The organism is Streptomyces sp., assembly GCF_031181555.1.
Lineage (GTDB): Bacteria > Actinomycetota > Actinomycetes > Streptomycetales > Streptomycetaceae > Streptomyces > Streptomyces fimbriatus.
Genome location: NZ_JAPSKQ010000018.1, coordinates 1 through 20158 on the forward strand (window position 1 = coordinate 1; position 20158 = coordinate 20158).

The window sequence follows — 20158 nt, forward strand, 5'->3', positions numbered from 1 at the left end:
TGACCGTCACCTTCGGCGGCCGCGGCCGCAAGGAGTCCCGGGCGGTCGACGGCGTCTCCTTCGAGGTCGACCAGGGCCAGGTCGTGGGCCTGGTCGGCGAGTCCGGCTGCGGGAAGTCCGTCACCTCCCTGGCCCTGATGGGCCTGCTGCCCCACAAGGGCGTCACGGTCGGCGGCCGTGCCGAATTCGACGGCACGGACCTGTTCACCATGAGCCCGTCCGCCCGCCGCGACCTGCGCGGCAGCAGGATGGCGATGATCTTCCAGGACCCGCTGTCCTCCCTCAACCCGGTCGTGCCGGTCGGCGTGCAGGTCACCGAGATCCTCGAACGCCACCGCGGGCTGAAGGGCGAGGCCGCCCGCAAGGAGGCCGCCCACCTGCTGGACCGGGTCGGCATCCCCGACCCGACCCGGCGGCTCAAGGAGTACCCGCACCAGCTCTCCGGCGGCATGCGCCAGCGCGCGCTGATCGCCATGGCGGTGGCCTGCGCCCCGAGCCTGCTCATCGCCGACGAGCCCACCACGGCCCTCGACGTGACGATCCAGGCGCAGATCCTGGAACTGCTCAAGGAGCTCGTGGACCAGGAGGGCACCGCCCTGCTGATGATCACCCACGACCTCGGCGTGGTCGCCGGCCTCTGCGACCAGGTCAACGTGCTCTACGCGGGCAAGGTCGTGGAGTCCTCCGGGCGCCGCGAGCTGTTCGCCCACCCCACCCACCCCTACGCGCACGGACTGCTGGGCTCCATCCCGCGTCTGGATGCCCCCCGGGGCGAGTCCCTCAAGCCCATCCGCGGCTCCATCAACGACCGCATCGCCTGGGCCGACGGCTGCGCCTTCGCGCCCCGCTGCGACCGGTACGAGATGGGCTGCCTGACCGGCACCCCGCAGCTCACCGAGCCCCGCGCGGCCGGTCACCAGGTGCGGTGCGTCAACCCCGTACTCGACGACGCGAAGGCCGAGGAGGTCCCCGCATGAGCCTGCTCGAACTGGACGGCGTCAAGGTCCACTTCCCCATCAAGAAGGGCGTCCTGTTCGACCGCACGGTCGGCCACGTCTACGCCGTGGACGGGGTGTCGCTGAAGGTCGAGGCCGGCGAGACGTACGGCCTGGTCGGCGAGTCCGGCTGCGGCAAGACCACCCTGGGGCGGTCGGTGCTGCGGCTGGTGGACATCACCGAGGGTTCGGTCGTCCTCGACGGCACCGACCTGGCGAAGCTGCCCGGCGAGGAGATGCGCCGCTTCCGGCGCCGGCTCCAGATGGTCTTCCAGGACCCGCTGGGCTCGCTCAACCCCCGGCAGAACATCGAGTCGATCCTGTCCGAGGGCATGGTCGCCCACGGCATCGGCAAGGACCAGGAGGAGCGCCGGGAGAAGATCAAGGCGATCCTGGAACGGGTCGGCCTGCCCTCCAACGCGCTCTCCCGCTACCCGCACGAGTTCTCCGGCGGCCAGCGCCAGCGGATCGGCATCGCCCGCGCGCTCGTCCTCGAACCGGACGTGATCATCTGCGACGAGCCGGTCTCCGCGCTCGACGTGTCCATCCAGGCCCAGGTCATCAACCTGCTGGAGGAGCTCCAGGAGGAGCTGGGCCTGACCTACGTGGTGATCGCCCACGACCTCGCGGTGGTCCGGCACATCTCCGACGTGATCGGTGTGATGTACCTGGGCTCGCTGGTCGAGGAGGCACCGAGCGACGCGCTGTACGCCGAGCCCCGCCACCCGTACACCAAGGCCCTGATGTCGGCCGTGCCGGTGCCGGACCCGGAGGTGGAGGACCGTCGCGAGCGCATCCTGCTCACCGGCGACCTGCCCTCCCCGGCGAACCCGCCCACCGGCTGCCGTTTCCACACCCGCTGCCCCTGGGCCCAGGCCGAGCGGTGCTCGACCGAACGGCCGGAACTGCGGGACGTCGGCGGCGGCCACCGGGTGGCCTGCCACTACGCCGACGAGATCCGGTCGGGAGAGCTGGCGCGGACCCGGCCCACGGGCATCGAGGCCGTCACGGCAAGCGAAGGCGTGGAGGCCGGGCGGACCGGGGGCGAGGCGGAGGTTCCCGCCGCACTCCTGCCGGCCGACTCGACGACCAAGCCGGACGCCGCGGTGGTCAAGGAGAAGGTGCCGACAGCGGCCGAGGCCCCGAACGACCGGACGGCCGATGCCGCGGCGAAGGACCTCGACGCCGCGGCGCCGGATGCGTCCGGCAAGGGTTCGGGCGGGACCGGCTGACGGACCGCCGTACTTCTCGGGTCTTCGGGCGGCTCCGCTGATCGGTCCGAGGACAGCAAGCCCTCATCACCCCTCGCCTTGTTTTGTAAGGCGAGGGGTTCTTGCTGAGTAAGAATGTAAGGGTGCTCCAGCAACTGTTCAGCCCGTCCGTCCTGCACGCACTCGACCTGATCGGCATCTTCGTCTTCGCGATCTCCGGTGCCCTGCTGGGCGTGCGCAAGAACTTCGACGTCTTCGGCATGGCCGTGCTCGCCGAGGTCACCGGCCTGGGCGGAGGCCTCTTCCGCGACCTGGTCATCGGTGCCGTACCGCCCGCCGCCTTCACGGACCTGGGGTACTTCGTCACCCCGCTGCTGGCGACGGCCCTGGTCTTCTTCCTCCATCCGCACGTGGAGCGCATCCAGACCGCCGTCAACGTCTTCGACGCGGCCGGCCTCGGCCTGTTCTGCGTCGTCGGCACGACCAAGGCGTACGACTACGGGCTCGGCCTGACCGCCTCCGCCTGTCTGGGCCTGGCCACCGCGGTGGGCGGCGGCGTGCTGCGCGACGTGCTCGCCAACGAGGTGCCCTCGCTGCTGCGCTGGGACCGTGACCTGTACGCGGTCCCGGCCATGGCCGGCGCCGTCATGGTCGCGCTGTGCCTCCGCTACGACGTGCTGAACGCGACGACCAGCAGCCTCGCCGCGGTCACGGCCTTCGTGCTGCGGCTGCTCGCGATGCGCTACCACTGGCGGGCGCCTCGCGCCTGGCACCGGCGTTCGACGGTCCGGGAGGAGTAGTGCGGGAAGGGGCGGGACCGCGGCACGCGCGCACCGGGACGTCACGCGGATTCCATCTGGGCGTCGAGCCAAAAGCTACCGCTTAGTAATTGCTTCTTGTACTGTTCAGCCATGCCAGAAGCAGCCTCCGCCCCGGCCACCCGGGCCACGATCGGCGCCAGTGAGTTCGACCGCGACACCGCGGTGACACCGCGCGCGCCCGGCGTCTACGACATCGACCTCTCCGCCGGCTGGACGATCATCAACGCCGTCAACGGCGGCTATCTGCTGGCCGTCCTGGGCCGCGCGCTCGCGGACGCCCTGCCGCACCCCGACCCGTTCACCATCTCCGCGCACTACCTGACCGCCTCCCAGCCCGGCCCCGCGGTCGTCCGCACCCAGACCGTGCGCACCGGACGGACCCTGTCGACCGGCCAGGCGTCCCTGTTCCAGCGGGACGAGCGCGGCCAGGAGGTCGAGCGCATCCGCGTCCTCGCCTCCTACGGCGACCTGGACTCCCTCCCCGACGACGTCCGTACGACGGCCGAGCCGCCCGTGATCCCGCCGATGGAGCAGTGCTTCGGCCCCGAGGACGGACCCGCCCCGGTCGACGGCAGCTCCGCCATCGCCGGCCGGCTGATGCTCAAGCTCGACCCGTCGACCCTGGGCTGGGCGCTCGGACAGCCCTCCGGCAAGGGGGAGATGCGGGCCTGGTTCGGGCTCGCCGACGGCCGCGACCCCGATCCGTTCTCGCTGCTCCTCGCGGTGGACGCGCTGCCGCCGACCGCCTTCGAGCTCGGGCTCTCCGGCTGGGTTCCCACCGTGGAGCTGACGGTGCACGTGCGCTGCCGTCCGGCGCCGGGCCCGCTGCGCGTGTCGGTCACCACCCGCAACCTGGCCGGCGGCTTCCTGGAGGAGGACGCCGAGGTCTGGGACAGCGCCGACCGGCTGGTGGCCCAGTCCCGCCAGCTCGCGCGCGTGCGGCTGGGCTGAGCCGCACGCCTTCGGTCCGCCTCCCGGACGAGTCCCTACGACGGCCGCCCCGCGCGCGGGGCGGCCGTCGTCATGGGGCGCTGCGGCCGCCTCCGGCCGGTCCGTCGAGCCAGTGCCGGCGGCCGATGCCGATCAGCCGCAGCTGACGGGTCGCCAGCCGTGTCACCCGCTCCCGCTCCCGCGGGTCCGCGTCCGCCTCCAGCGCCTCCAGGAAGAGCGAGGCCGTGACGAGCATCTGGTCCACGTAGAGCTGGGCCAGCATCAGCCGGTCGTCCTCGCTCCAGCCCGCGGAGACCGGGTCGCCGGCCAGAGCCTCCCCGACCTCCCCGGCGAACCGGGCGAGTTGCTCGCGTACCGCCTCCCGGACCGGCCGGACCCCGCCGTGCCGCTCCCGGGCGATGAAACGGACGTGCGCGGGGTACGCGTCCACATGACCGGCGATCAGTCCGACGGCGCGCGCGATGCGTTCCTCGCTGTCGCCGGCCGCGGACACCGTCGTCCTGATCATCGGGTGCAGGCTGCCCAGCGCCTCCTCGACCAGTGCCACACCCAGGTCCGCGGTGGAGCGGAAGTGCCGGTAGAAGGCGGTCGGGGCGACCCCCGCGGCACGGGTGACCTCACGCAGGCCCAGGCTGCTCAGGCTCTGCCCCTCGAGCAGTTCCAGGGCCGCGTCGAGGAGCGCCCGCCGGGTCTTCTGCTTCTGGGCCTGCCGGGCGCCGAGGGTGTGACTCATGCCATGCAGTCAACAACTGTTCTCCGGGAGGGGAAAGGCACGACCGGAGTTAGACTGGAAAGTCAGTGAACAACTGTAACTGCAATCGTTCACCGAAACGTGGGGATCCGACTCGTGCTGTTCCTCGTCGCCGCCCTTCTGCTGCTCGGCGTGCTCCTGGGCACCGTGGCCCACGCGCCGCTCTCCTTCTCCGTCGCCGCGGGCGCCGTCATCGCCGTCTGGCTCGGTGTCTTCGCCCTGCGCGAGCGCCACGGCCGCGGCCGCGGCACCTCGGCGCGCTGACCTTCCGCAGGACCGCCCCTCCGTCCGGCCGCCCCGACCGTGGGAGTCGATCACCATGCAGCTCATCGCACCGGCGAACCGCCGCACCGGTTTCCGGGACGCCGACGGCATGGCCGTCGCGTCGTTCGTCCTGGGCCTGCTGGGTCTGCTCGTCCTCAACGTCCTCCTCGGCCCGATCGCCATCGTGCTGGCGGGCACGGCCCTGTGGCGGGGCACCGCCCGGCGCGGCCGCGCCCTCCTGGGGCTCGGCCTCGGCGTCGCCGACCTGCTGGTCCTGGCGGCGTTCGTCCAGGCGGACCACACGATCTCGTGGAGCCTGTGAGCCGGCGTCGCGTCCCGGCCGACCTCGACCCGGAGCCGGTGCGCCGGGGCCCGTAGAATCGGCCCCACCATGGCTTACCTCGACCACGCCGCGACCACCCCGATGCTTCCCGAGGCAGTCGAGGCACTCACCGCGCACCTGGGCGTCACCGGCAACGCCTCCTCCCTCCACGCGGCCGGCCGCCGGGCCCGCCGCACCGTCGAGGAGGCCCGCGAAACCCTCGCCGAGGCCCTCGGCGCCCGCCCCAGCGAAGTGGTCTTCACCTCCGGCGGCACCGAGGCCGACAACCTCGCCGTGAAGGGCCTGTACTGGTCCCGCCGCGACGCGGATCCGGCCCGCACCCGGGTCCTCGCCAGCCCCGTCGAGCACCACGCCGTCCTCGACGCCGTCCACTGGCTCGCCGAGCACGAGGGCGCCACCGTCGAGTACCTGCCGGTCGACTCCCACGGCCGGGTCCACCCGGACGCCCTGCGCGAGGCCATCGCCCGCAACCCCGACGACGTCGCCCTCGCCACGGTCATGTGGGCCAACAACGAGATCGGAACGATCCTGCCGGTCCGCGAACTCGCCGAGGCCGCCGCCGAGTTCGGGATTCCGCTGCACTCCGACGCGGTCCAGGCCTTCGGCCAGGTGCCCGTCGACTTCGCCGCGTCCGGGCTCGCCGCGATGACCGTGTCCGGCCACAAGATCGGCGGCCCGTACGGCATCGGCGCGCTGGTCCTGGGCCGGGAGCACACCCCCGTGCCCGTCCTGCACGGCGGCGGTCAGGAGCGCCACGTCCGCTCCGGCACGCTGGACGTGCCCGCGATCGCCTCCTTCGCCGTCGCCGGGCGGCTGGCCGCCGAGCAGCGGGAGTGGTTCGCCCGCGAGATCGGCGCCCTGCGCGACGCCCTGGTCGCCGCGGTCCGCGAGGCCGTCCCGGACGCCGTCCTCGGCGGTGACCCCGCGCCCGGGGGGCGGCTTCCGGCCAACGCGCACTTCACCTTCCCCGGCTGCGAGGGCGACTCCCTGCTCCTGCTGCTCGACGCCCAGGGGATCGAGTGCTCCACCGGCTCCGCCTGCACCGCCGGCGTCGCCCAGCCCAGCCACGTGCTGCTGGCCACCGGTACCGACCCCGACCTGGCCCGCGGCACCCTCCGCTTCTCCCTCGGCCACACGTCCACGGAGGCCGATGTGGAAGCCCTGGCCAAGGCCATCGGCCCGGCGGTGGAGCGGGCCCGGGCGGCGGGGCTGACCTGAGGTCGGGAGGTCCGGCTTCCCCCGGACACGACGATGACCTACGAGACGGGTTCCCTTCGCCGGTATGACCCGGATCAGGTGACTAGGGGTCGCCTTCCGGTCGTGTGACCTTCCGGCCTCTCAGCCCGACCGTCGACGTCGGCACCAGCGGAAGTCGAAACTTCTCGCCGAAGTCGGCTACTCCGGTCGAACTCCCTCACTCGTCCCGTAGGCCTGTTTTCAGAATAGAACGCCCCTTTCGAAATGGAAGGGGGTGGATGGTGTTTTTTCGTCCGGACTTTCGGAGCGGTGGTCTCAGACCGTCCCCGTGCGCGCCCGACGTACGAGCCTCATGTAGCGGTCCCAGTCCCAGTGCGGGCCCGGGTCGGTGTGGTCCGTGCCCGGCACCTCGACGTGGCCGATGATGTGCTCCCGGTCGACCGGGATGTCGTACCGCGCGCATATCCGGGCCGTGAGCCGCGCCGAGGCCTCGTACATCTCGTCCGTGAAGTCCTGCGGCCGGTCCACGAACCCCTCGTGCTCGATGCCGACGCTGCGCTCGTTGTAGTCGCGGTCGCCCGCGTGGTACGCCACGTCCAGCTCGCGGATCATCTGCGTGACGCGTCCGTCCTGGCCGACGATGTAGTGCGTGGCCGCCTTGTGCCCCGGGTCCTGGAACGCCCTCACCGCGCTGTCGAAGCTGCCCTGGGTGACATGGACGATCACCATGTCGATGCCGTAGTCGTCGGGCCGGTCCGCGCGGCGCCAGTTGGCGTCCGAGGCCGCCACCCAGCGCGCGTCCGCGAAGTCCACCGCGCCCTGCTCGCGCGGCTTCTCCACCCCCGGCACGCGCCACCACAGACGCCCCAGCTCGTCCCGGGCCAGCACCGCCGTGCCCGCCGCGGCCGCCACCCCGCCCACGATCAGGGCCCGCCGCCCGATGCGCCGGTCCCCGTCCTTGCCCGCGGATGCTTTTCTCGCCCCCATGCGATCTTCAACGCACATGCGGCGGCTCCGGTTCCCGCGCCCCCGTACTCTGGAGGGGTTATGACTCACACCCCGCAGCCCTCCCGCCCCCTCCGCGTCCTGGCCGCCATGTCCGGCGGGGTCGACTCCGCCGTTGCCGCCGCCCGCGCGGCCGAGGCGGGCCACGACGTGACCGGCGTCCACCTCGCGCTCTCCGCGAACCCGCAGTCGTTCCGTACCGGCGCGCGGGGCTGTTGCACCATCGAGGACTCGCGCGACGCCCGCCGTGCCGCCGACGTCATCGGCATCCCGTTCTACGTGTGGGACCTCGCCGACCGCTTCCGCGAGGACGTCGTCGAGGACTTCGTCGCCGAGTACGAGGCCGGCCGCACCCCGAACCCCTGCCTGCGCTGCAACGAGAAGATCAAGTTCGCCGCGCTGCTGGACAAGGCGCTCGCGCTCGGCTTCGACGCCGTCTGCACCGGCCACTACGCCAAGGTGGTCCTGCGCGAGGACGGCACGCGCGAGCTGCACCGCGCCTCCGACATGGCCAAGGACCAGAGTTACGTCCTCGGCGTGCTGGACGACCGTCAGCTCGCCCACGCGATGTTCCCGCTCGGCGACACGGTCACCACCAAGGAGGAGATCCGCGCGGAGGCGGAGCGCCGCGGACTCGCCGTCGCCAAGAAGCCCGACTCGCACGACATCTGCTTCATCGCCGACGGCGACACCCAGGGCTTCCTCGCGAACCGCCTCGGCAGGGCGGAGGGCGACATCGTCGACGAGTCGGGCGCCAAGGTCGGCACGCACGAGGGCGCGTACGGCTTCACCATCGGCCAGCGCAAGGGCCTGAGGATCGGCACCCCCGCCCCCGACGGCAAGCCGCGCTACGTCCTCGACATCTCCCCGGTGACCAACACGGTCACCGTCGGCCCGGCGGCCTCCCTGGACGTCAGCGCCCTGACCGCGATCAGGCCCCGCTGGTGCGGCGCCGCCCCGGCCGGCCCCGGCACCTACACCGCCCAGCTGCGCGCCCACGGCGGCGAGAGCGAGGTGACGGCGGAACTCGTCGGCGACGAGCTCCGGGTCCGCTTCACCGAGCCCGTCCGCGGCGTCGCGCCCGGCCAGGCGATCGTGCTGTACGACGGCACGCGCGTGGTCGGCTCGGCGACGATCGCGTCGACGGTGCGCGCGACGGCCGGCGTGGCCTGAGACCGGCCGGGGCCCGCCCGGCACCCGCTCACCGCGCGAAGAACTCCGCCAGCACCGGCGCCAGGACGTCCGGTTCGACCATGTGGGTCTGGCCCTCCAGGGTGCGGTACGCGCCCCGGGGGACCGCGTCCGCGATCGCCCGCGCGGCCTCGCGCATCCACGCCGGGCTCTGATCGCCCGCGATCGCCAGCACCGGCACGCGGATCGACGACAGCAGCTCCCGGGGGACGCTCCCGTCGCCCATCACGGCGTCGTCGTACGCGAGGCTCGGGGCGAGGGACTCCATCCCGGCCCACAGGGGGGACTGCCGGGCGCCCTGGATCACCGCCTCGCCCAGTCCGGTCAGCCGCAGGAAGAGCTCCACCGCGTCCCCGCGCCGCCCCTCGGCCAGCGCCGCCGTCAGCCGCTCGGTGTACCGCGCGCGCTCCCTCAGATCGTCCTCGGACATCGCGTACGGCGTCTCGTACACGGCGGCGTGGCGCACCGGCAGCCCGCTCGCCGCCGCCCTGAGCGCCAGCGCGCCGCCCGAGGAGACGCCGTACAGCGACGCCTCGCCGCCCACCGCCTCGATCAGCGCCGCCAGGTCCTCGACCTCGCGCTCCACCGCGTACGGCGCGGTGTCCCCGCTCGTACCGCGGCCCCGGCGGTCGTACACGACGACCCGGAACCGCTCCGAGAGCGGCGCGGCCAGCGGCGCCACCGTGGCACCCGTCGACATCGCGCCGCTGACGAGGACGACCACGGGACCCCGTCCGGCGCTCTCGTACCCGAGGGAGGTGCCGTCGCGCGAAAGGATGTTCTTGTCCATGTCGGACCAGACTGCCGCACGGCACGGACTTCGTCGGTGAGGCGGACGGCGCGTCCGCCGATCGCACCCTCTTCTCCGCGGCCGCCCCCTACGCGCTCACCGCACTTCCACCTCGTAGAAGCAGAGGTGGTCCTTGATCTGCGCGACGTCCGGCTTCGGATCCGGGTACGCCCAGACCAGGTCGGCCGCGTCGGGCAGCGACCAGTAGGACGCGGTGCCCTTGAAGGGGCAGTGCGTGCGCGTCCCGGAGGGCGTCAGCAGGTCGAGCCGTACGTCCTCCGGCGGGATGTAGTACCGCGGGGGACAGCCCGTCTCGCGCAGCACCAGCGCCCGGTCGCTCCGGGCCAGCACCTGCTCGCCGTGCACCACGCGCACGTGCCGTCCGCTCTCCTCGATGGTGATCCGATGCCCGACCGTCACGATCGTCCCTCCTCGGGTAGCCGACTCACCGGTTACAGCGCACGCTGAAGCGGAGTTCTTCCCGAGGAGGTCCCATGGGAGCCAAGGAGCCCGGCAGGAACCGCGCCGGCCTCGCCTACCGGGTCCGCTACGCCCTGCGCCACCCGGAGCGCGTCCCCGCCCACGCGCGGCGCGCCCTGCGGGACGCCTGGCTGCGGCTGCTCCACCGCGACCACATCGCCTACTACCGCGCGGTGATGGCCTCCGACGCCGCCCGCAGCGCCGAGGCCGCGGTGGGCCACAACCCCTCGCGCGAGCAGTGGGCCAGGATCGGCCGGATGCAGTTCGACTATCTGGTGCGGCACGGTCTGAAACCGCACCACCGGATGCTGGAGATCGGCTGCGGCAACCTCCGCGCGGGCCGCCTGTTCATCGACCACCTGGAGCCCGGCCACTACTACGGCATCGACATCTCGCCGCACATCCTGCTCGCCGCCCAGGACACCCTCGTCCGCGAGGGACTCCAGGCCAAGCTGCCCCACCTGACGCTCGCGAACGACCTGACCCTCGCCTTCCTGCCCGACGGCCACTTCGACGTCGTGCACGCGCACAGCGTCTTCTCGCACTCGCCCCGGCACGTCATAGAGGAATGCTTCGCGCACGTCGGCAGAGTGCTCGCGCCGGGCGGGTTCTTCGACTTCACCTTCGACCGCACGGAGGGCGAGGAGCACCAGGTGCTGCACGAGGACTTCTACTACCGGACGGAGACGCTCGTCGGACTGGCCGCCAGGTACGGGCTGTCGGCGCGGTTCATGGACGACTGGGAGGAGCTGCCGCACCGGCAGTCGAAGATCCGGCTGACCGCGATGCCCGACCGGGCCCGTACTGTGGGTCCGTGAACATCTGCGTCTTTCTCTCCGCCGCCGACCTCGACGAACGCTACACACGCCCCGCGCGGGAGTTCGCGCGGCTGCTGGGCAAGGGCGGGCACACGCTCGTCTGGGGCGGCTCGGACGTCGGCCTGATGAAGGTCGTCGCCGACGGGGTGCAGGAGGCGGGCGGCAGGCTCTGCGGCGTCTCGGTGGAGTTCCTCGCGGCGAAGGCACGCGACGGCGTCGACGAGATGGTGATCGCGAAGGACCTCGCCGAGCGCAAGAGGCTGCTGCTGGAGAAGGCCGACGCCGTGGTGATCATGGTGGGCGGCACCGGCACCCTCGACGAGGCGACCGAGATCCTGGAGCTGAAGAAGCACGGGCACACCGACAAGCCGGTGGTCCTGCTCAACACGGCGGGCTTCTACGACGGGCTCAAGGAGCAGTTCCGCCGCATGGAGGACGAGGGCTTCCTGCCCCGCCCACTGTCCGACCTGGTGTTCTTCGCCGAGGAGCCGGTGGGGGCGCTGGCGTACCTGGAGGAGACCCGCGGCGTGGCGTGAGCGCGCGGTGATGCGAGCATGGCGGGTATGGCTACACATGTGATCACCGGGGCCGGCTCCGGCATCGGCGCGGCCGTCGCCCGCCGTCTGCACGCGCGGGGGGACGTCCTCGTGCTGCACGCGCGCGACGCGGGCCGCGCGAAGGAGCTGGCGGCCGAGTTCCCCGGCTCCAGGACGCTCGTCGGCGACCTGGCGGACCCCGACCGGCTCAGCTGGGCCTTCTCCCACCAGTCGCTCCCGGACCGGGTCGACTCCCTGCTGCACATCGCCGGCGTGGTGGAGCTCGGTCCGGTCGGCGAGCTCACCCCGAAGACCTGGCGCCACCAGATCGACGTCAACCTGATCGCCCCCGCCGAGCTGACCCGGCACTTCCTGCCCCAGCTCCGCGCGAGCCGCGGCCACGTGGTCTTCGTCAACTCCGGTGCCGGTCTGAACGCCCACGCCGACTGGTCCGCGTACGCGGCCTCCAAGCACGGCCTGAAGGCCCTCGCCGACTCCCTGCGCCACGAGGAGCACGCGAACGGCGTCCGCGTCACCTCCGTCTACCCCGGCCGCACCGCGAGCCCCATGCAGGCCAAGGTCCACCGGCAGGAGGGCAAGGAGTACGACCCCGGCAGGTGGATCGACCCCGAGTCGGTCGCCACGGCCATCCTGATGGCCCTGGACCTGCCCCGGGACGCGGAGGTCAACGACCTGACGGTGCGACCGGGGCGCTGAACCCGGCGGAATCGTTCCGTAGGCTCTACGGGTGAGCGAAAACAGCCAGTTCAGGTTCGGACCCGCCACCGGGGTCGGGTCCATGCCGGGCGGGGACGCCCGCGAGGCCGCCAAGACCGTCACCGGGAGCTTCGAGGACTTCCCGTTCCTGCCCGAACTGCCCGCGCGAGGGCCCGGCGCGGACATGATCGGGCGGACCGCCGGGATGCTCGTCGAGCTGTACGCGCGCGTGGAGCCCAGCGGCTGGCGGATCGGGGACCGGCCGGGGCGGGACACCAAGCGGGCCCGCTCCTGGCTCGGCGAGGACCTCGACGCGCTGGAGGAGTTCACGCAGGAGTACCAGGGGCCGCTGAAGGTGCAGGCGGTCGGGCCGTGGACGCTCGCCGCGGGCCTCGAACTGAGGAACGGCGAGGCCGCCCTGTCCGACCCCGGCGCCTGCCGCGACCTCGCCGCCTCCCTTGCCGAAGGGCTGCGTCTGCACCTCGCCGAGGTGCGGCGGCGCGTGCCCGGCGCGCGGCTCGTCCTCCAGCTCGACGAGCCCTCCCTCACCGCCGTCCTGCGCGGACGGGTGAGGACCGCCAGCGGCTACCGCACCCACCGCGCGGTGGACCGGCAGGTCGTCGAGGCCACGCTCCGGGACGTCGTCGGGGCGCACGACGGCGGGCCCGTCGTGGTCCACTCGTGCGCACCGGACGTCCCGTTCGCCCTGCTGCGCCGGGCGGGCGCGGCGGCGGTCTCGTTCGACTTCTCCCTCCTCACCGAGCGTGACGACGAGGCGATCGGGGAAGCGGTGGAGAGCGGCACCCGGCTGTTCGCCGGTGTCGTCCCGGGCACGGACGGTCCGTTGTCAGACCCTGCCGGTAGCGTCATGGGTGTCAGGACGCTGTGGCGCAGGCTGGGGCTGCGGCCGGGGCTTCTCCCGGAGACGGTCACGGTCACCCCGGCGTGCGGGCTCGCGGGGGCCTCCCCGGAGTACGCGCGCACGGCCTACGCCCACTGCGTCCGGGCGGCGAGATCCCTCGCGGACAACCCTGAGTAACGGGAGGACACACGGTGGCCGGCGACCAGCAGGCGGAGACGACGAGCGTGCCCGCCGAGGCACGGGAGAAGCACGCACAGCTCGCTGAGCAGATCGAGGAGCACCGCTTCCGGTACTACGTGAAGGACGCCCCCGTCATCAGCGACGCCGAGTTCGACCGGCTGCTGCGCGAGCTGGAGGCGCTGGAGGAGAAGCACCCGGAGCTGCGCACCCCGGAGTCGCCGACCCAGAAGGTCGCCGGTTCCTACGAGACGGAGTTCACGGCCGTCGAGCACCGCTCGCGCATGCTCTCCCTCGACAACACCTTCAACGACGAGGAGCTGGCCGCCTGGGCCGAGCGAATCCACAAGGAACTGGGCGAGCAGACGTACCACTTCCTGTGCGAGCTGAAGGTCGACGGCCTCGCCGTCAACCTCACCTACGAGCGCGGCCGGCTCGTCCGCGCGGCGACCCGCGGCGACGGCCGCACCGGCGAGGACATCACGCCCAACGTCCGCACCATCGCCGAGGTCCCGGACCGCCTGAAGGGCGACGAGGTGCCCGACCTCGTGGAGATCCGCGGCGAGGTCTACTTCCCGATGGAGAAGTTCGACGAGCTGAACAAGCGCCTGACCGAGGCCGGTGACAAGCCCTTCGCCAACCCGCGCAACGCGGCGGCCGGTTCACTGCGCCAGAAGGACCCCAGGGTCACCGCCACCCGCCCCCTGCACATGGTCGTCCATGGCATCGGCGCCCTGGAGGGCTTCGACGGCATGACCCGCCTCTCCCAGGCGTACGACCTGCTCAAGACCTGGGGCCTGCCCACCTCCCGGCACAGCAGGGTGGTCGACGACCTCGACGGCGTACGGGAGTTCATCGCGTACCACGGCGAGCACCGCCACTCCGTGGAACACGAGATCGACGGTGTCGTCGTCAAGCTCGACGAGATCCGCCTCCAGGGCCGCCTGGGCTCCACGGCGCGCGCCCCGCGCTGGGCCATCGCGTACAAGTACGCGCCCGAGGAGGTCAACACCAAGCTGGTCGACATCCGCGTGGGCGTGGGCCGTACGGGCAGGGTCACGCCGTACGCCCAGGTCGAACCGGTCACGGTGGCCGGATCCGAGGTCGAGTTCGCCACGCTGCACAACCAGGACGTGGTCAAGGCCAAGGGCATCCTCATCGGCGACACGGTGGTGCTGCGCAAGGCCGGTGACGTGATCCCGGAGATCCTCGGACCGGTCGCCGACCTGCGCGACGGCAGCGAGCGCGCGTTCGTGATGCCGGGCGAGTGCCCGGAGTGCGGTACGCCGCTGAGGCCGATGAAGGAGGGCGACGTCGACCTGCGCTGCCCGAACGCCCGCACCTGCCCCGCCCAGTTGCGGGAGCGCCTGTTCTACCTCGCCGGCCGCAAGGCGCTGGACATCGAGCACTTCGGCTATGTCGCCGCCGCCGCTCTCACCAAGCCGCTGGAGCCCGAGGACCCGCCGCTGAAGGACGAGGGCGACCTGTTCGACCTCACCATCGAGCAACTGCTGCCCATCAAGGCGTACGTGCTGGACCAGGACAGCGGTCTGCCCAAGCGCGACCCGAAGACCGGGGAGGAGAAGGTCGCCACGGTCTTCGCCAACCAGGAGGGCGGGCCGAGGAAGAACGCGCTGGCGATGCTCAAGAACATCGAGGCCGCCAAGCAGCGCCCGCTCGCCCGTGTCCTCACCGGCCTGTCGATCCGTCACGTCGGTCCGGTCGCCGCCGAGGCGCTGGCCCGTGAGTTCCGCTCGATCGACCGCATCGAGCAGGCCGGCGAGGAGGAGTTGGCGAACACCGAGGGCGTCGGCCCGACCATCGCCGCCTCGCTCAGGGAATGGTTCGCCGAGGACTGGCACCGCGAGATCATCCGCAAGTGGAAGGCGGCCGGTGTCCGCATGGAGGACGAGGGGTCCGGAGAGGACGAGGGCCCGCGTCCGCTGGAAGGGCTCACCGTCGTCGTGACCGGCACCCTGGAGCATTTCACCCGGGATGGCGCAAAGGAGGCGCTGCAGAGCCGGGGAGCGAAGGTGACCGGTTCGGTCTCGAAGAAGACGTCATTCGTCGTCGTGGGTGACAACCCCGGGTCGAAATATGACAAAGCGATGCAGCTCAAGGTGCCGGTTCTGAACGAAGAAGGCTTCAACGTCCTTCTGGGGCAAGGACCGGAGGCCGCGGCGGAGGTCGCCCTTTCGGCCGAGGAGTAGCGGTTGAAGCCCGCCCTATCGGCGCATACCAGATGCATACGGGTGGCCGGGGCGCATTCGGGCAACCGTCGGCGACCGGTGCCCGTGGAAGCCTTCTGCGGCCTACTGTTGAGACATGCGCCTGCCGTGCCCAGTTGCGGTCGGGGCAACTCCGCACTCGTGAAGGGTCCGGGGAAGGGCTTTCCACCGCGGAGCCGCTGAGGGTTGTCGGGCATCGGGCCGCGTGGCGTGGGCACCGCCGGCTGTGAGAGGGACGGGAATGGAACCGACCGAGAGCGCCGCCCCGGGCTCACGGCTGCGCCTGCGCCGCCTGGCGGTCGCATGGCGGCGCGGCCGTGGGGACGGGCGGCCCGCGGGGCGGCCGGGTGCGCGGGAGCGCACCGCCGCGGCCACCGCGGACGCGCCCGGCGCCGGGCAGTCGGCCGCCGGGCACGGCCCCGGACTGTCCGAGGCGGACACGGAACGGCACCCGTCCTGGCCCGCGTTCCCCACGGCGGTCGTCGCGGCGGCCGGCTTCGTGCTGGGCGCCGGCTTCCTGCGGGCGTTCACCGGCGGTCACGCGCTCTTCCCGTCCGGGACCGTCGGCTGGTCCCTGGCCGTGCTGACCGGGATCGTCGTCGGCCACCTGGTGATGCTGGGCCGCTCCCGCTGGTGGGGCGGCACCGGCTCGGGCGCCGCCCTCACCCTCGCCGTGCTGCTGCTGTACGGCTGGGTCCCGGCCGGCATGGTCAGTCTCACCGTCGTGGTGCTGGTCGGCACGGCCCGCAGGGGCCGCTGGCGGCAGGGCGTCCTGCACGGCGCGGTGGACCTGCTCGGCATCGGCGCCGGCGCCCTGGTGCTGGCCGCCTTCGGCTCCGTACCGTCCGTCGAGTCGCCGTCGACTCCGGACACCTGGACGCTCTACACCGCCCCCGGTGTGGTGCTGGTCGCCGCCGCCTACCTCACGGTGACCCGCTTTCTGCTCTGGTACCTGCACGCACCGCGCGCCGGACTCCCCACCGTCGCCCGCACCGCCCTGCTCAGACAAGGCCTGGTCGCGGTCGCCCTGCTGGGCATAGCGCCCCTGGTGTGCGTGGTCGCGGTCGCCAAGCCGGTGCTGCTGCCGCTGTTCTCCATTCCGCTGATCGCCCTCGACTCCACCCTGTGGATAGCCCGCGCCCGGGCGGAGGAGCAGCTGCGCGATCCGCTGACCGGACTGCCCAACCGGCAGTGGCTGCTGGAGCGCATCTGGACCGCGCTCGACGACGCCGAGCGCATCGACGCCCGCGCCGCCCTGGTGCTGATCGACCTCGACCGTTTCCGATCGGTCAATGACACCCTCGGTCATCTCGCCGGTGACCGGCTGCTGCTCCAGACGGCCGACCGGCTGAGAGCGGCCCTGCCGCGCGGGGCGGAGGCCGCGCGGCTGGGCGGTGACGAGTTCGCCGTCTTACTGCCCGTCGCCGACTCCACGACGTCCGCGACCCGCATCGCCCGCAGCCTGGTCGCGGCCCTCGGCGCCCCGCTCGACCTCGACGGTCTCACCCTCGTCCTGGAGGCGAGCGCGGGCGTCGCCGTCTTCCCCGACCACGCGCTCGACGCGGAGGGACTGCTGCGGCGGGCGGACGTGGCGATGTACCAGGCCAAGCGGGACCGCACGGGCGTCGAGGTCTACGAGTCCAAGCGCGACTCCAACACCCCCGACCGGCTCGCGCTGCTGGGCGATCTGCGCCGGGCCCTGGACGCCCGCGAGGTCCAGCTCCACTACCAGCCCAAGGTCCGCTTCGACGGTCAGGTCGCGGGCCTGGAGGCCCTGGTCCGCTGGGTGCACCCGGAGCGGGGCAAGGTGCCGCCGGACGAGTTCATAGCGATCGCCGAGTCCTCCGGGCTGATGCCGTACCTCACCGAGTACGTGCTGGAGACCGCGCTCGGGCAGGTCGCCGAGTGGCGTGCGCAGGGCCTGTTCGTACCGGTCGCGGTCAACGTCTCCCCGCGCGACGTCCACACCCCCGGCTTCGCCGGCTCCGTCGCGGCCCGGCTGGCCCGGCACGGCGTCCCGGCGGGAGCCCTCCAGCTGGAGATCACCGAGCACGTCCTCCTGGAGGACCCGCAGCGCGCCGCCGACACCCTGAACGCCCTGACCGGGCACGGCGTGAAGATGTCCCTGGACGACTTCGGCACCGGCTACTCCTCCCTGGTGCACCTGCGGCGGCTGCCGGTCAGCGAGCTGAAGATCGACCGTTCCTTCGTGGCCCGGCTGGCCGTCGACACCGAGGACGCCGAGATCGTGCGCTGCACCGTCGACCTCGCCCACTCGCTCGGTCTGCTCGTCGTCGCCGAGGGCGTCGAGGACGACGAGACCTGGGAGCGCCTGCGCGACCTCGGCTGCGACGCCGTCCAGGGCTGGCTGGTCGCGGCCGCGATGCCGCCCGACGAGACCACGGCCTGGCTCCTCGCCCGCGGCTCCCGCGGCTGGCAGCGCCCCGCGGCGGCGCTGCCCGCCGCCGCGGGGGACGACACGGGGCGGGTCGGCTGACGCACGCGTACGGCGCGGACCCGTGAAGCCTCCGCCGGCGTGCGGCCCCTCGGGCCTCCTCGGGACGCCGGTGTCCGCGGCCCGGAAAAGAGGGAGGGGGCCCGCCGGCGCGGCCGGCCGCACCCTCCCGCCGGACAGGGCCCCGGGCCGTGCGACGCGCTGCCGCGCCGCCCACCGGCAGGCCCTCCCGCACGGCCCCGGGCAAACCGTTTCACGGGCACGGCCTCCCGACCCATAGGATTGGGCCAAACCACACACACTCACCCCAGAGGATCGCTGCATGCCTGGCATCACGCGCGAGGAGGTCGCCCACCTCGCCCGGCTGGCGCGTCTGGAGCTGAAGCCCGAAGAGCTCGACCACTTCGCAGGCCAGCTGGACGACATCATCGGCGCGGTGGCCCGCGTCAGCGAGGTCGCCGACCAAGACGTACCGCCGACCTCGCACCCGCTCCCGCTGACGAACGTCATGCGCCCGGACGAGGTCCGTCCCTCGCTCACCCCCGAGCAGGCGCTCTCCGGCGCCCCGGCCCAGGAGCAGCAGCGTTTCAAGGTGCCGCAGATCCTGGGGGAGGACTAAGCAGTCATGACCGACATCATCAAGCTCACGGCCGCCGAGACCGCCGCGAAGATCGCTTCCGGCGAGCTCACGGCCGTCGAGGTCACCGAGGCGCACCTGGCCCGGATCGAGGCCGTCGACGAGAAGGTGCACGCCTTCCTGCACGTCGACCGCGAGGGCGCCCTCGCGCAGGCCCGTGCCGTCGACGAGAAGCGGGAGAGGGGCGAGAAGCTCGGCCCGCTGGCCGGCGTCCCCCTCGCGCTCAAGGACATCTTCACCACCGAGGGCATCCCCACCACCGTCGGTTCGAAGATCCTCGAGGGCTGGATCCCGCCGTACGACGCGACGCTCACCCGGCGGCTCAAGGCCGCCGACGTCGTGATCCTCGGCAAGACCAACATGGACGAGTTCGCCATGGGGTCCTCGACGGAGAACAGCGCCTACGGCCCGACCGGCAACCCCTGGGACCTCACCAGGATCCCCGGCGGCTCCGGCGGCGGCTCGTCCGCCGCGCTCGCCTCCTTCCAGGCCCCGCTCGCCATCGGCACCGACACCGGCGGCTCCATCCGCCAGCCGGCCGCCGTCACCGGCACCGTCGGCGTGAAGCCGACGTACGGCGCGGTGTCCCGCTACGGCATGGTGGCCTTCTCCTCCTCCCTCGACCAGGGCGGCCCCTGCGCCCGCACGGTCCTGGACGCGGCCCTGCTGCACGAGGTGATCGCCGGGCACGACCCGCTCGACTCCACCTCCATCGACGAGCCGGTCCCGCCGGTCGTCGAGGCCGCCCGCAACGGCAGCGTCGAGGGCATGCGCGTCGGCGTCGTCAAGCAGTTCCGCGGCGAGGGCTACCAGGCCGGCGTCATGCAGCGCTTCGAGGAGTCCGTCGAGCTGCTCAAGGAGCTCGGCGCCGAGATCGTCGAGCTGGACTGCCCGTCCTTCGACCTCGCGCTGTCGGCGTACTACCTGATCGCCCCCTCCGAGTGCTCCTCCAACCTCGCCCGCTTCGACGGCCTGCGCTACGGCCTGCGGACCGGCGACGACGGCACGCACTCCGCCGAGGAGGTCACCTCGCTGACCCGCGAGGCCGGCTTCGGCGACGAGGTCAAGCGCCGCATCATGCTCGGCACCTACGCGCTCAGCTCCGGCTACTACGACGCGTACTACGGCAGCGCCCAGAAGGTCCGCACGCTCATCAAGCGGGACTTCGACAAGGCGTTCGAGCAGGTCGACGTGATCGTCTCCCCGACGACCCCGACCACCGCCTTCCCGATCGGCGAGCGCGCCGACGACCCGATGGCGATGTACCTCGCCGACCTGTGCACCATCCCGACCAACCTGGCCGGCAACGCCGCCATGTCGCTGCCCTGCGGCCTCGCGCCGGAGGACAACCTGCCGGTCGGACTGCAGATCATCGCCCCGGTCATGAAGGACGACCGCCTCTACAAGGTGGGTGCCGCCGTCGAGGCCGCCTTCGTGGAAAAGTGGGGCCACCCGCTGCTCGAGGAGGCTCCGTCGCTGTGAGTGCACTGACCAAGGCCAAGGGCTTCAAGAAGTCCCGGTCCGGTACGTACCTGTCCATGGCCGCCACCGCGTTCGGCGCGGTCGGCGTCGCCAAGCGGCTGAAGAAGGCCCGCGTCGAGAAGGACACCCTGGTCCTGATCGACGCCACCGTGTCCGCCGCCGCGATCGTCACCGGCCTCGCCATCCTCTACCGCGAGCTGAAGCGGCTGGGCGACGACGACGTCCTGCTGGGCTGAGAGGGAAGTTT

At 72.4% G+C, this 20158-nt stretch carries 21 protein-coding genes and 1 riboswitch; of the genes, 17 read left to right on the top strand and 4 right to left on the bottom strand.

The window, feature by feature from the left end; all coding sequences use genetic code 11:
• From RIM90_RS06365 to RIM90_RS06380, 4 genes are all read left to right on the top strand, one after another.
• The coding region (locus tag RIM90_RS06365; RefSeq protein ID WP_309059577.1) for an ABC transporter ATP-binding protein at positions 1–977 on the top strand (977 nt) is incomplete at its 5' end.
• Positions 974–2227, top strand: a complete 1254-nt coding sequence (locus RIM90_RS06370) for an oligopeptide/dipeptide ABC transporter ATP-binding protein (protein ID WP_309059578.1) — start codon at positions 974–976, stop codon at positions 2225–2227. The genes RIM90_RS06365 and RIM90_RS06370, both read left to right, overlap by 4 nt.
• Before the next feature lie 122 nt (positions 2228–2349).
• The gene (locus RIM90_RS06375) at positions 2350–3006 is read left to right on the top strand and encodes a trimeric intracellular cation channel family protein (RefSeq protein WP_309059579.1); all 657 of its coding nucleotides are present in this window, start codon (positions 2350–2352) and stop codon (positions 3004–3006) included.
• Positions 3007–3117: 111 nt separating this feature from the next.
• Complete coding sequence (locus RIM90_RS06380) at positions 3118–3978, top strand: thioesterase family protein (protein ID WP_309059580.1); 861 nt, start codon at positions 3118–3120, stop codon at positions 3976–3978.
• A 70-nt stretch (positions 3979–4048) separates the two neighbouring features.
• Here RIM90_RS06380 and RIM90_RS06385 read toward each other — a convergent pair whose 3' ends face one another.
• Complete coding sequence (locus tag RIM90_RS06385; protein ID WP_309059581.1) at positions 4049–4711, bottom strand: TetR family transcriptional regulator; 663 nt, start codon at positions 4709–4711, stop codon at positions 4049–4051.
• Positions 4712–4810: 99 nt separating this feature from the next.
• Between RIM90_RS06385 and RIM90_RS06390 the strand changes: the two genes are divergently transcribed.
• From RIM90_RS06390 to RIM90_RS06400, 3 genes are all read left to right on the top strand, one after another.
• Complete coding sequence (locus RIM90_RS06390) at positions 4811–4993, top strand: hypothetical protein (RefSeq protein ID WP_309059625.1); 183 nt, start codon at positions 4811–4813, stop codon at positions 4991–4993.
• 55 nt (positions 4994–5048) lie between these two features.
• Positions 5049–5315, top strand: a complete 267-nt coding sequence (locus RIM90_RS06395; protein WP_309059582.1) for a DUF4190 domain-containing protein — start codon at positions 5049–5051, stop codon at positions 5313–5315.
• A gap of 69 nt (positions 5316–5384) precedes the next feature.
• Positions 5385–6554 (top strand): cysteine desulfurase family protein, encoded by a 1170-nt coding sequence (locus tag RIM90_RS06400; RefSeq protein ID WP_309059583.1) that lies wholly within the window; start codon positions 5385–5387, stop codon positions 6552–6554.
• 34 nt (positions 6555–6588) lie between these two features.
• A riboswitch (TPP riboswitch) is annotated at positions 6589–6762 on the bottom strand.
• 86 nt (positions 6763–6848) lie between these two features.
• Here the strand turns inward: RIM90_RS06400 and RIM90_RS06405 are convergent.
• On the bottom strand, positions 6849–7520 hold the full coding sequence (locus RIM90_RS06405; protein WP_309059623.1) for a peptidoglycan recognition family protein: 672 nt from the start codon (positions 7518–7520) through the stop codon (positions 6849–6851).
• Positions 7521–7580: 60 nt separating this feature from the next.
• On the opposite strand from RIM90_RS06405, the gene mnmA reads away from it, so the two are divergent.
• The gene (gene mnmA / locus RIM90_RS06410; protein ID WP_309059584.1) at positions 7581–8711 is read left to right on the top strand and encodes a tRNA 2-thiouridine(34) synthase MnmA; all 1131 of its coding nucleotides are present in this window, start codon (positions 7581–7583) and stop codon (positions 8709–8711) included.
• Positions 8712–8739: 28 nt separating this feature from the next.
• On the opposite strand, the gene RIM90_RS06415 is transcribed toward mnmA, so the two are convergent.
• Positions 8740–9519: an alpha/beta hydrolase gene (locus tag RIM90_RS06415; RefSeq protein WP_309059585.1), complete on the bottom strand. Its 780-nt coding sequence runs from the start codon at positions 9517–9519 to the stop codon at positions 8740–8742.
• Between the two features lie 96 nt (positions 9520–9615).
• On the bottom strand, positions 9616–9939 hold the full coding sequence (locus RIM90_RS06420) for a DUF427 domain-containing protein (protein WP_309059586.1): 324 nt from the start codon (positions 9937–9939) through the stop codon (positions 9616–9618).
• Between the two features lie 74 nt (positions 9940–10013).
• Between RIM90_RS06420 and RIM90_RS06425 the strand changes: the two genes are divergently transcribed.
• From RIM90_RS06425 to RIM90_RS06465, 9 genes are all read left to right on the top strand, one after another.
• A complete protein-coding gene (locus RIM90_RS06425; RefSeq protein WP_309059587.1) occupies positions 10014–10817 on the top strand; it encodes a class I SAM-dependent methyltransferase in 804 nt (267 codons plus the stop codon).
• Positions 10814–11353, top strand: a complete 540-nt coding sequence (locus RIM90_RS06430; protein WP_309059588.1) for a TIGR00730 family Rossman fold protein — start codon at positions 10814–10816, stop codon at positions 11351–11353. Before RIM90_RS06425 ends, RIM90_RS06430 begins: the two co-directional genes overlap by 4 nt.
• 18 nt (positions 11354–11371) lie before the next feature.
• Complete coding sequence (locus RIM90_RS06435; protein WP_309059589.1) at positions 11372–12070, top strand: SDR family oxidoreductase; 699 nt, start codon at positions 11372–11374, stop codon at positions 12068–12070.
• A 31-nt stretch (positions 12071–12101) separates the two neighbouring features.
• Positions 12102–13109: a methionine synthase gene (locus tag RIM90_RS06440; RefSeq protein ID WP_309059590.1), complete on the top strand. Its 1008-nt coding sequence runs from the start codon at positions 12102–12104 to the stop codon at positions 13107–13109.
• Between the two features lie 14 nt (positions 13110–13123).
• Complete coding sequence (ligA, locus tag RIM90_RS06445; RefSeq protein ID WP_309059591.1) at positions 13124–15319, top strand: NAD-dependent DNA ligase LigA; 2196 nt, start codon at positions 13124–13126, stop codon at positions 15317–15319.
• Between the two features lie 259 nt (positions 15320–15578).
• Complete coding sequence (locus RIM90_RS06450) at positions 15579–17834, top strand: bifunctional diguanylate cyclase/phosphodiesterase (protein ID WP_309059592.1); 2256 nt, start codon at positions 15579–15581, stop codon at positions 17832–17834.
• Positions 17835–18114: 280 nt separating this feature from the next.
• Positions 18115–18411, top strand: a complete 297-nt coding sequence (gene gatC, locus RIM90_RS06455) for an Asp-tRNA(Asn)/Glu-tRNA(Gln) amidotransferase subunit GatC (RefSeq protein ID WP_031117542.1) — start codon at positions 18115–18117, stop codon at positions 18409–18411.
• 6 nt (positions 18412–18417) lie between these two features.
• Positions 18418–19911, top strand: coding sequence for an Asp-tRNA(Asn)/Glu-tRNA(Gln) amidotransferase subunit GatA (gene gatA, locus RIM90_RS06460; RefSeq protein WP_309059593.1), 1494 nt, complete (start codon positions 18418–18420; stop codon positions 19909–19911).
• On the top strand, positions 19908–20147 hold the full coding sequence (locus RIM90_RS06465) for a hypothetical protein (protein WP_309059594.1): 240 nt from the start codon (positions 19908–19910) through the stop codon (positions 20145–20147). Before gatA ends, RIM90_RS06465 begins: the two co-directional genes overlap by 4 nt.
• Positions 20148–20158: the final 11 nt, after the last annotated feature.

Excerpts from the sequence above, each read along its gene's own strand:
- RIM90_RS06370 (WP_309059578.1), top strand. The coding sequence starts at position 974 with ATGAGCCTGCTCGAACTGGACGGCGTCAAGGTCCACTTCCCCATCAAG.
- RIM90_RS06380 (WP_309059580.1), top strand. The coding sequence starts at position 3,118 with ATGCCAGAAGCAGCCTCCGCCCCGGCCACCCGGGCCACGATCGGCGCC.
- RIM90_RS06385 (WP_309059581.1), bottom strand. The coding sequence starts at position 4,711 with ATGAGTCACACCCTCGGCGCCCGGCAGGCCCAGAAGCAGAAGACCCGG.
- RIM90_RS06395 (WP_309059582.1), top strand. The coding sequence starts at position 5,049 with ATGCAGCTCATCGCACCGGCGAACCGCCGCACCGGTTTCCGGGACGCC.
- RIM90_RS06400 (WP_309059583.1), top strand. The coding sequence starts at position 5,385 with ATGGCTTACCTCGACCACGCCGCGACCACCCCGATGCTTCCCGAGGCA.
- RIM90_RS06405 (WP_309059623.1), bottom strand. The coding sequence starts at position 7,520 with ATGGGGGCGAGAAAAGCATCCGCGGGCAAGGACGGGGACCGGCGCATC.
- mnmA (WP_309059584.1), top strand. The coding sequence starts at position 7,581 with ATGACTCACACCCCGCAGCCCTCCCGCCCCCTCCGCGTCCTGGCCGCC.
- RIM90_RS06415 (WP_309059585.1), bottom strand. The coding sequence starts at position 9,519 with ATGGACAAGAACATCCTTTCGCGCGACGGCACCTCCCTCGGGTACGAG.
- RIM90_RS06425 (WP_309059587.1), top strand. The coding sequence starts at position 10,014 with ATGGGAGCCAAGGAGCCCGGCAGGAACCGCGCCGGCCTCGCCTACCGG.
- RIM90_RS06435 (WP_309059589.1), top strand. The coding sequence starts at position 11,372 with ATGGCGGGTATGGCTACACATGTGATCACCGGGGCCGGCTCCGGCATC.
- RIM90_RS06450 (WP_309059592.1), top strand. The coding sequence starts at position 15,579 with ATGGAACCGACCGAGAGCGCCGCCCCGGGCTCACGGCTGCGCCTGCGC.
- gatC (WP_031117542.1), top strand. The coding sequence starts at position 18,115 with ATGCCTGGCATCACGCGCGAGGAGGTCGCCCACCTCGCCCGGCTGGCG.
- gatA (WP_309059593.1), top strand. The coding sequence starts at position 18,418 with ATGACCGACATCATCAAGCTCACGGCCGCCGAGACCGCCGCGAAGATC.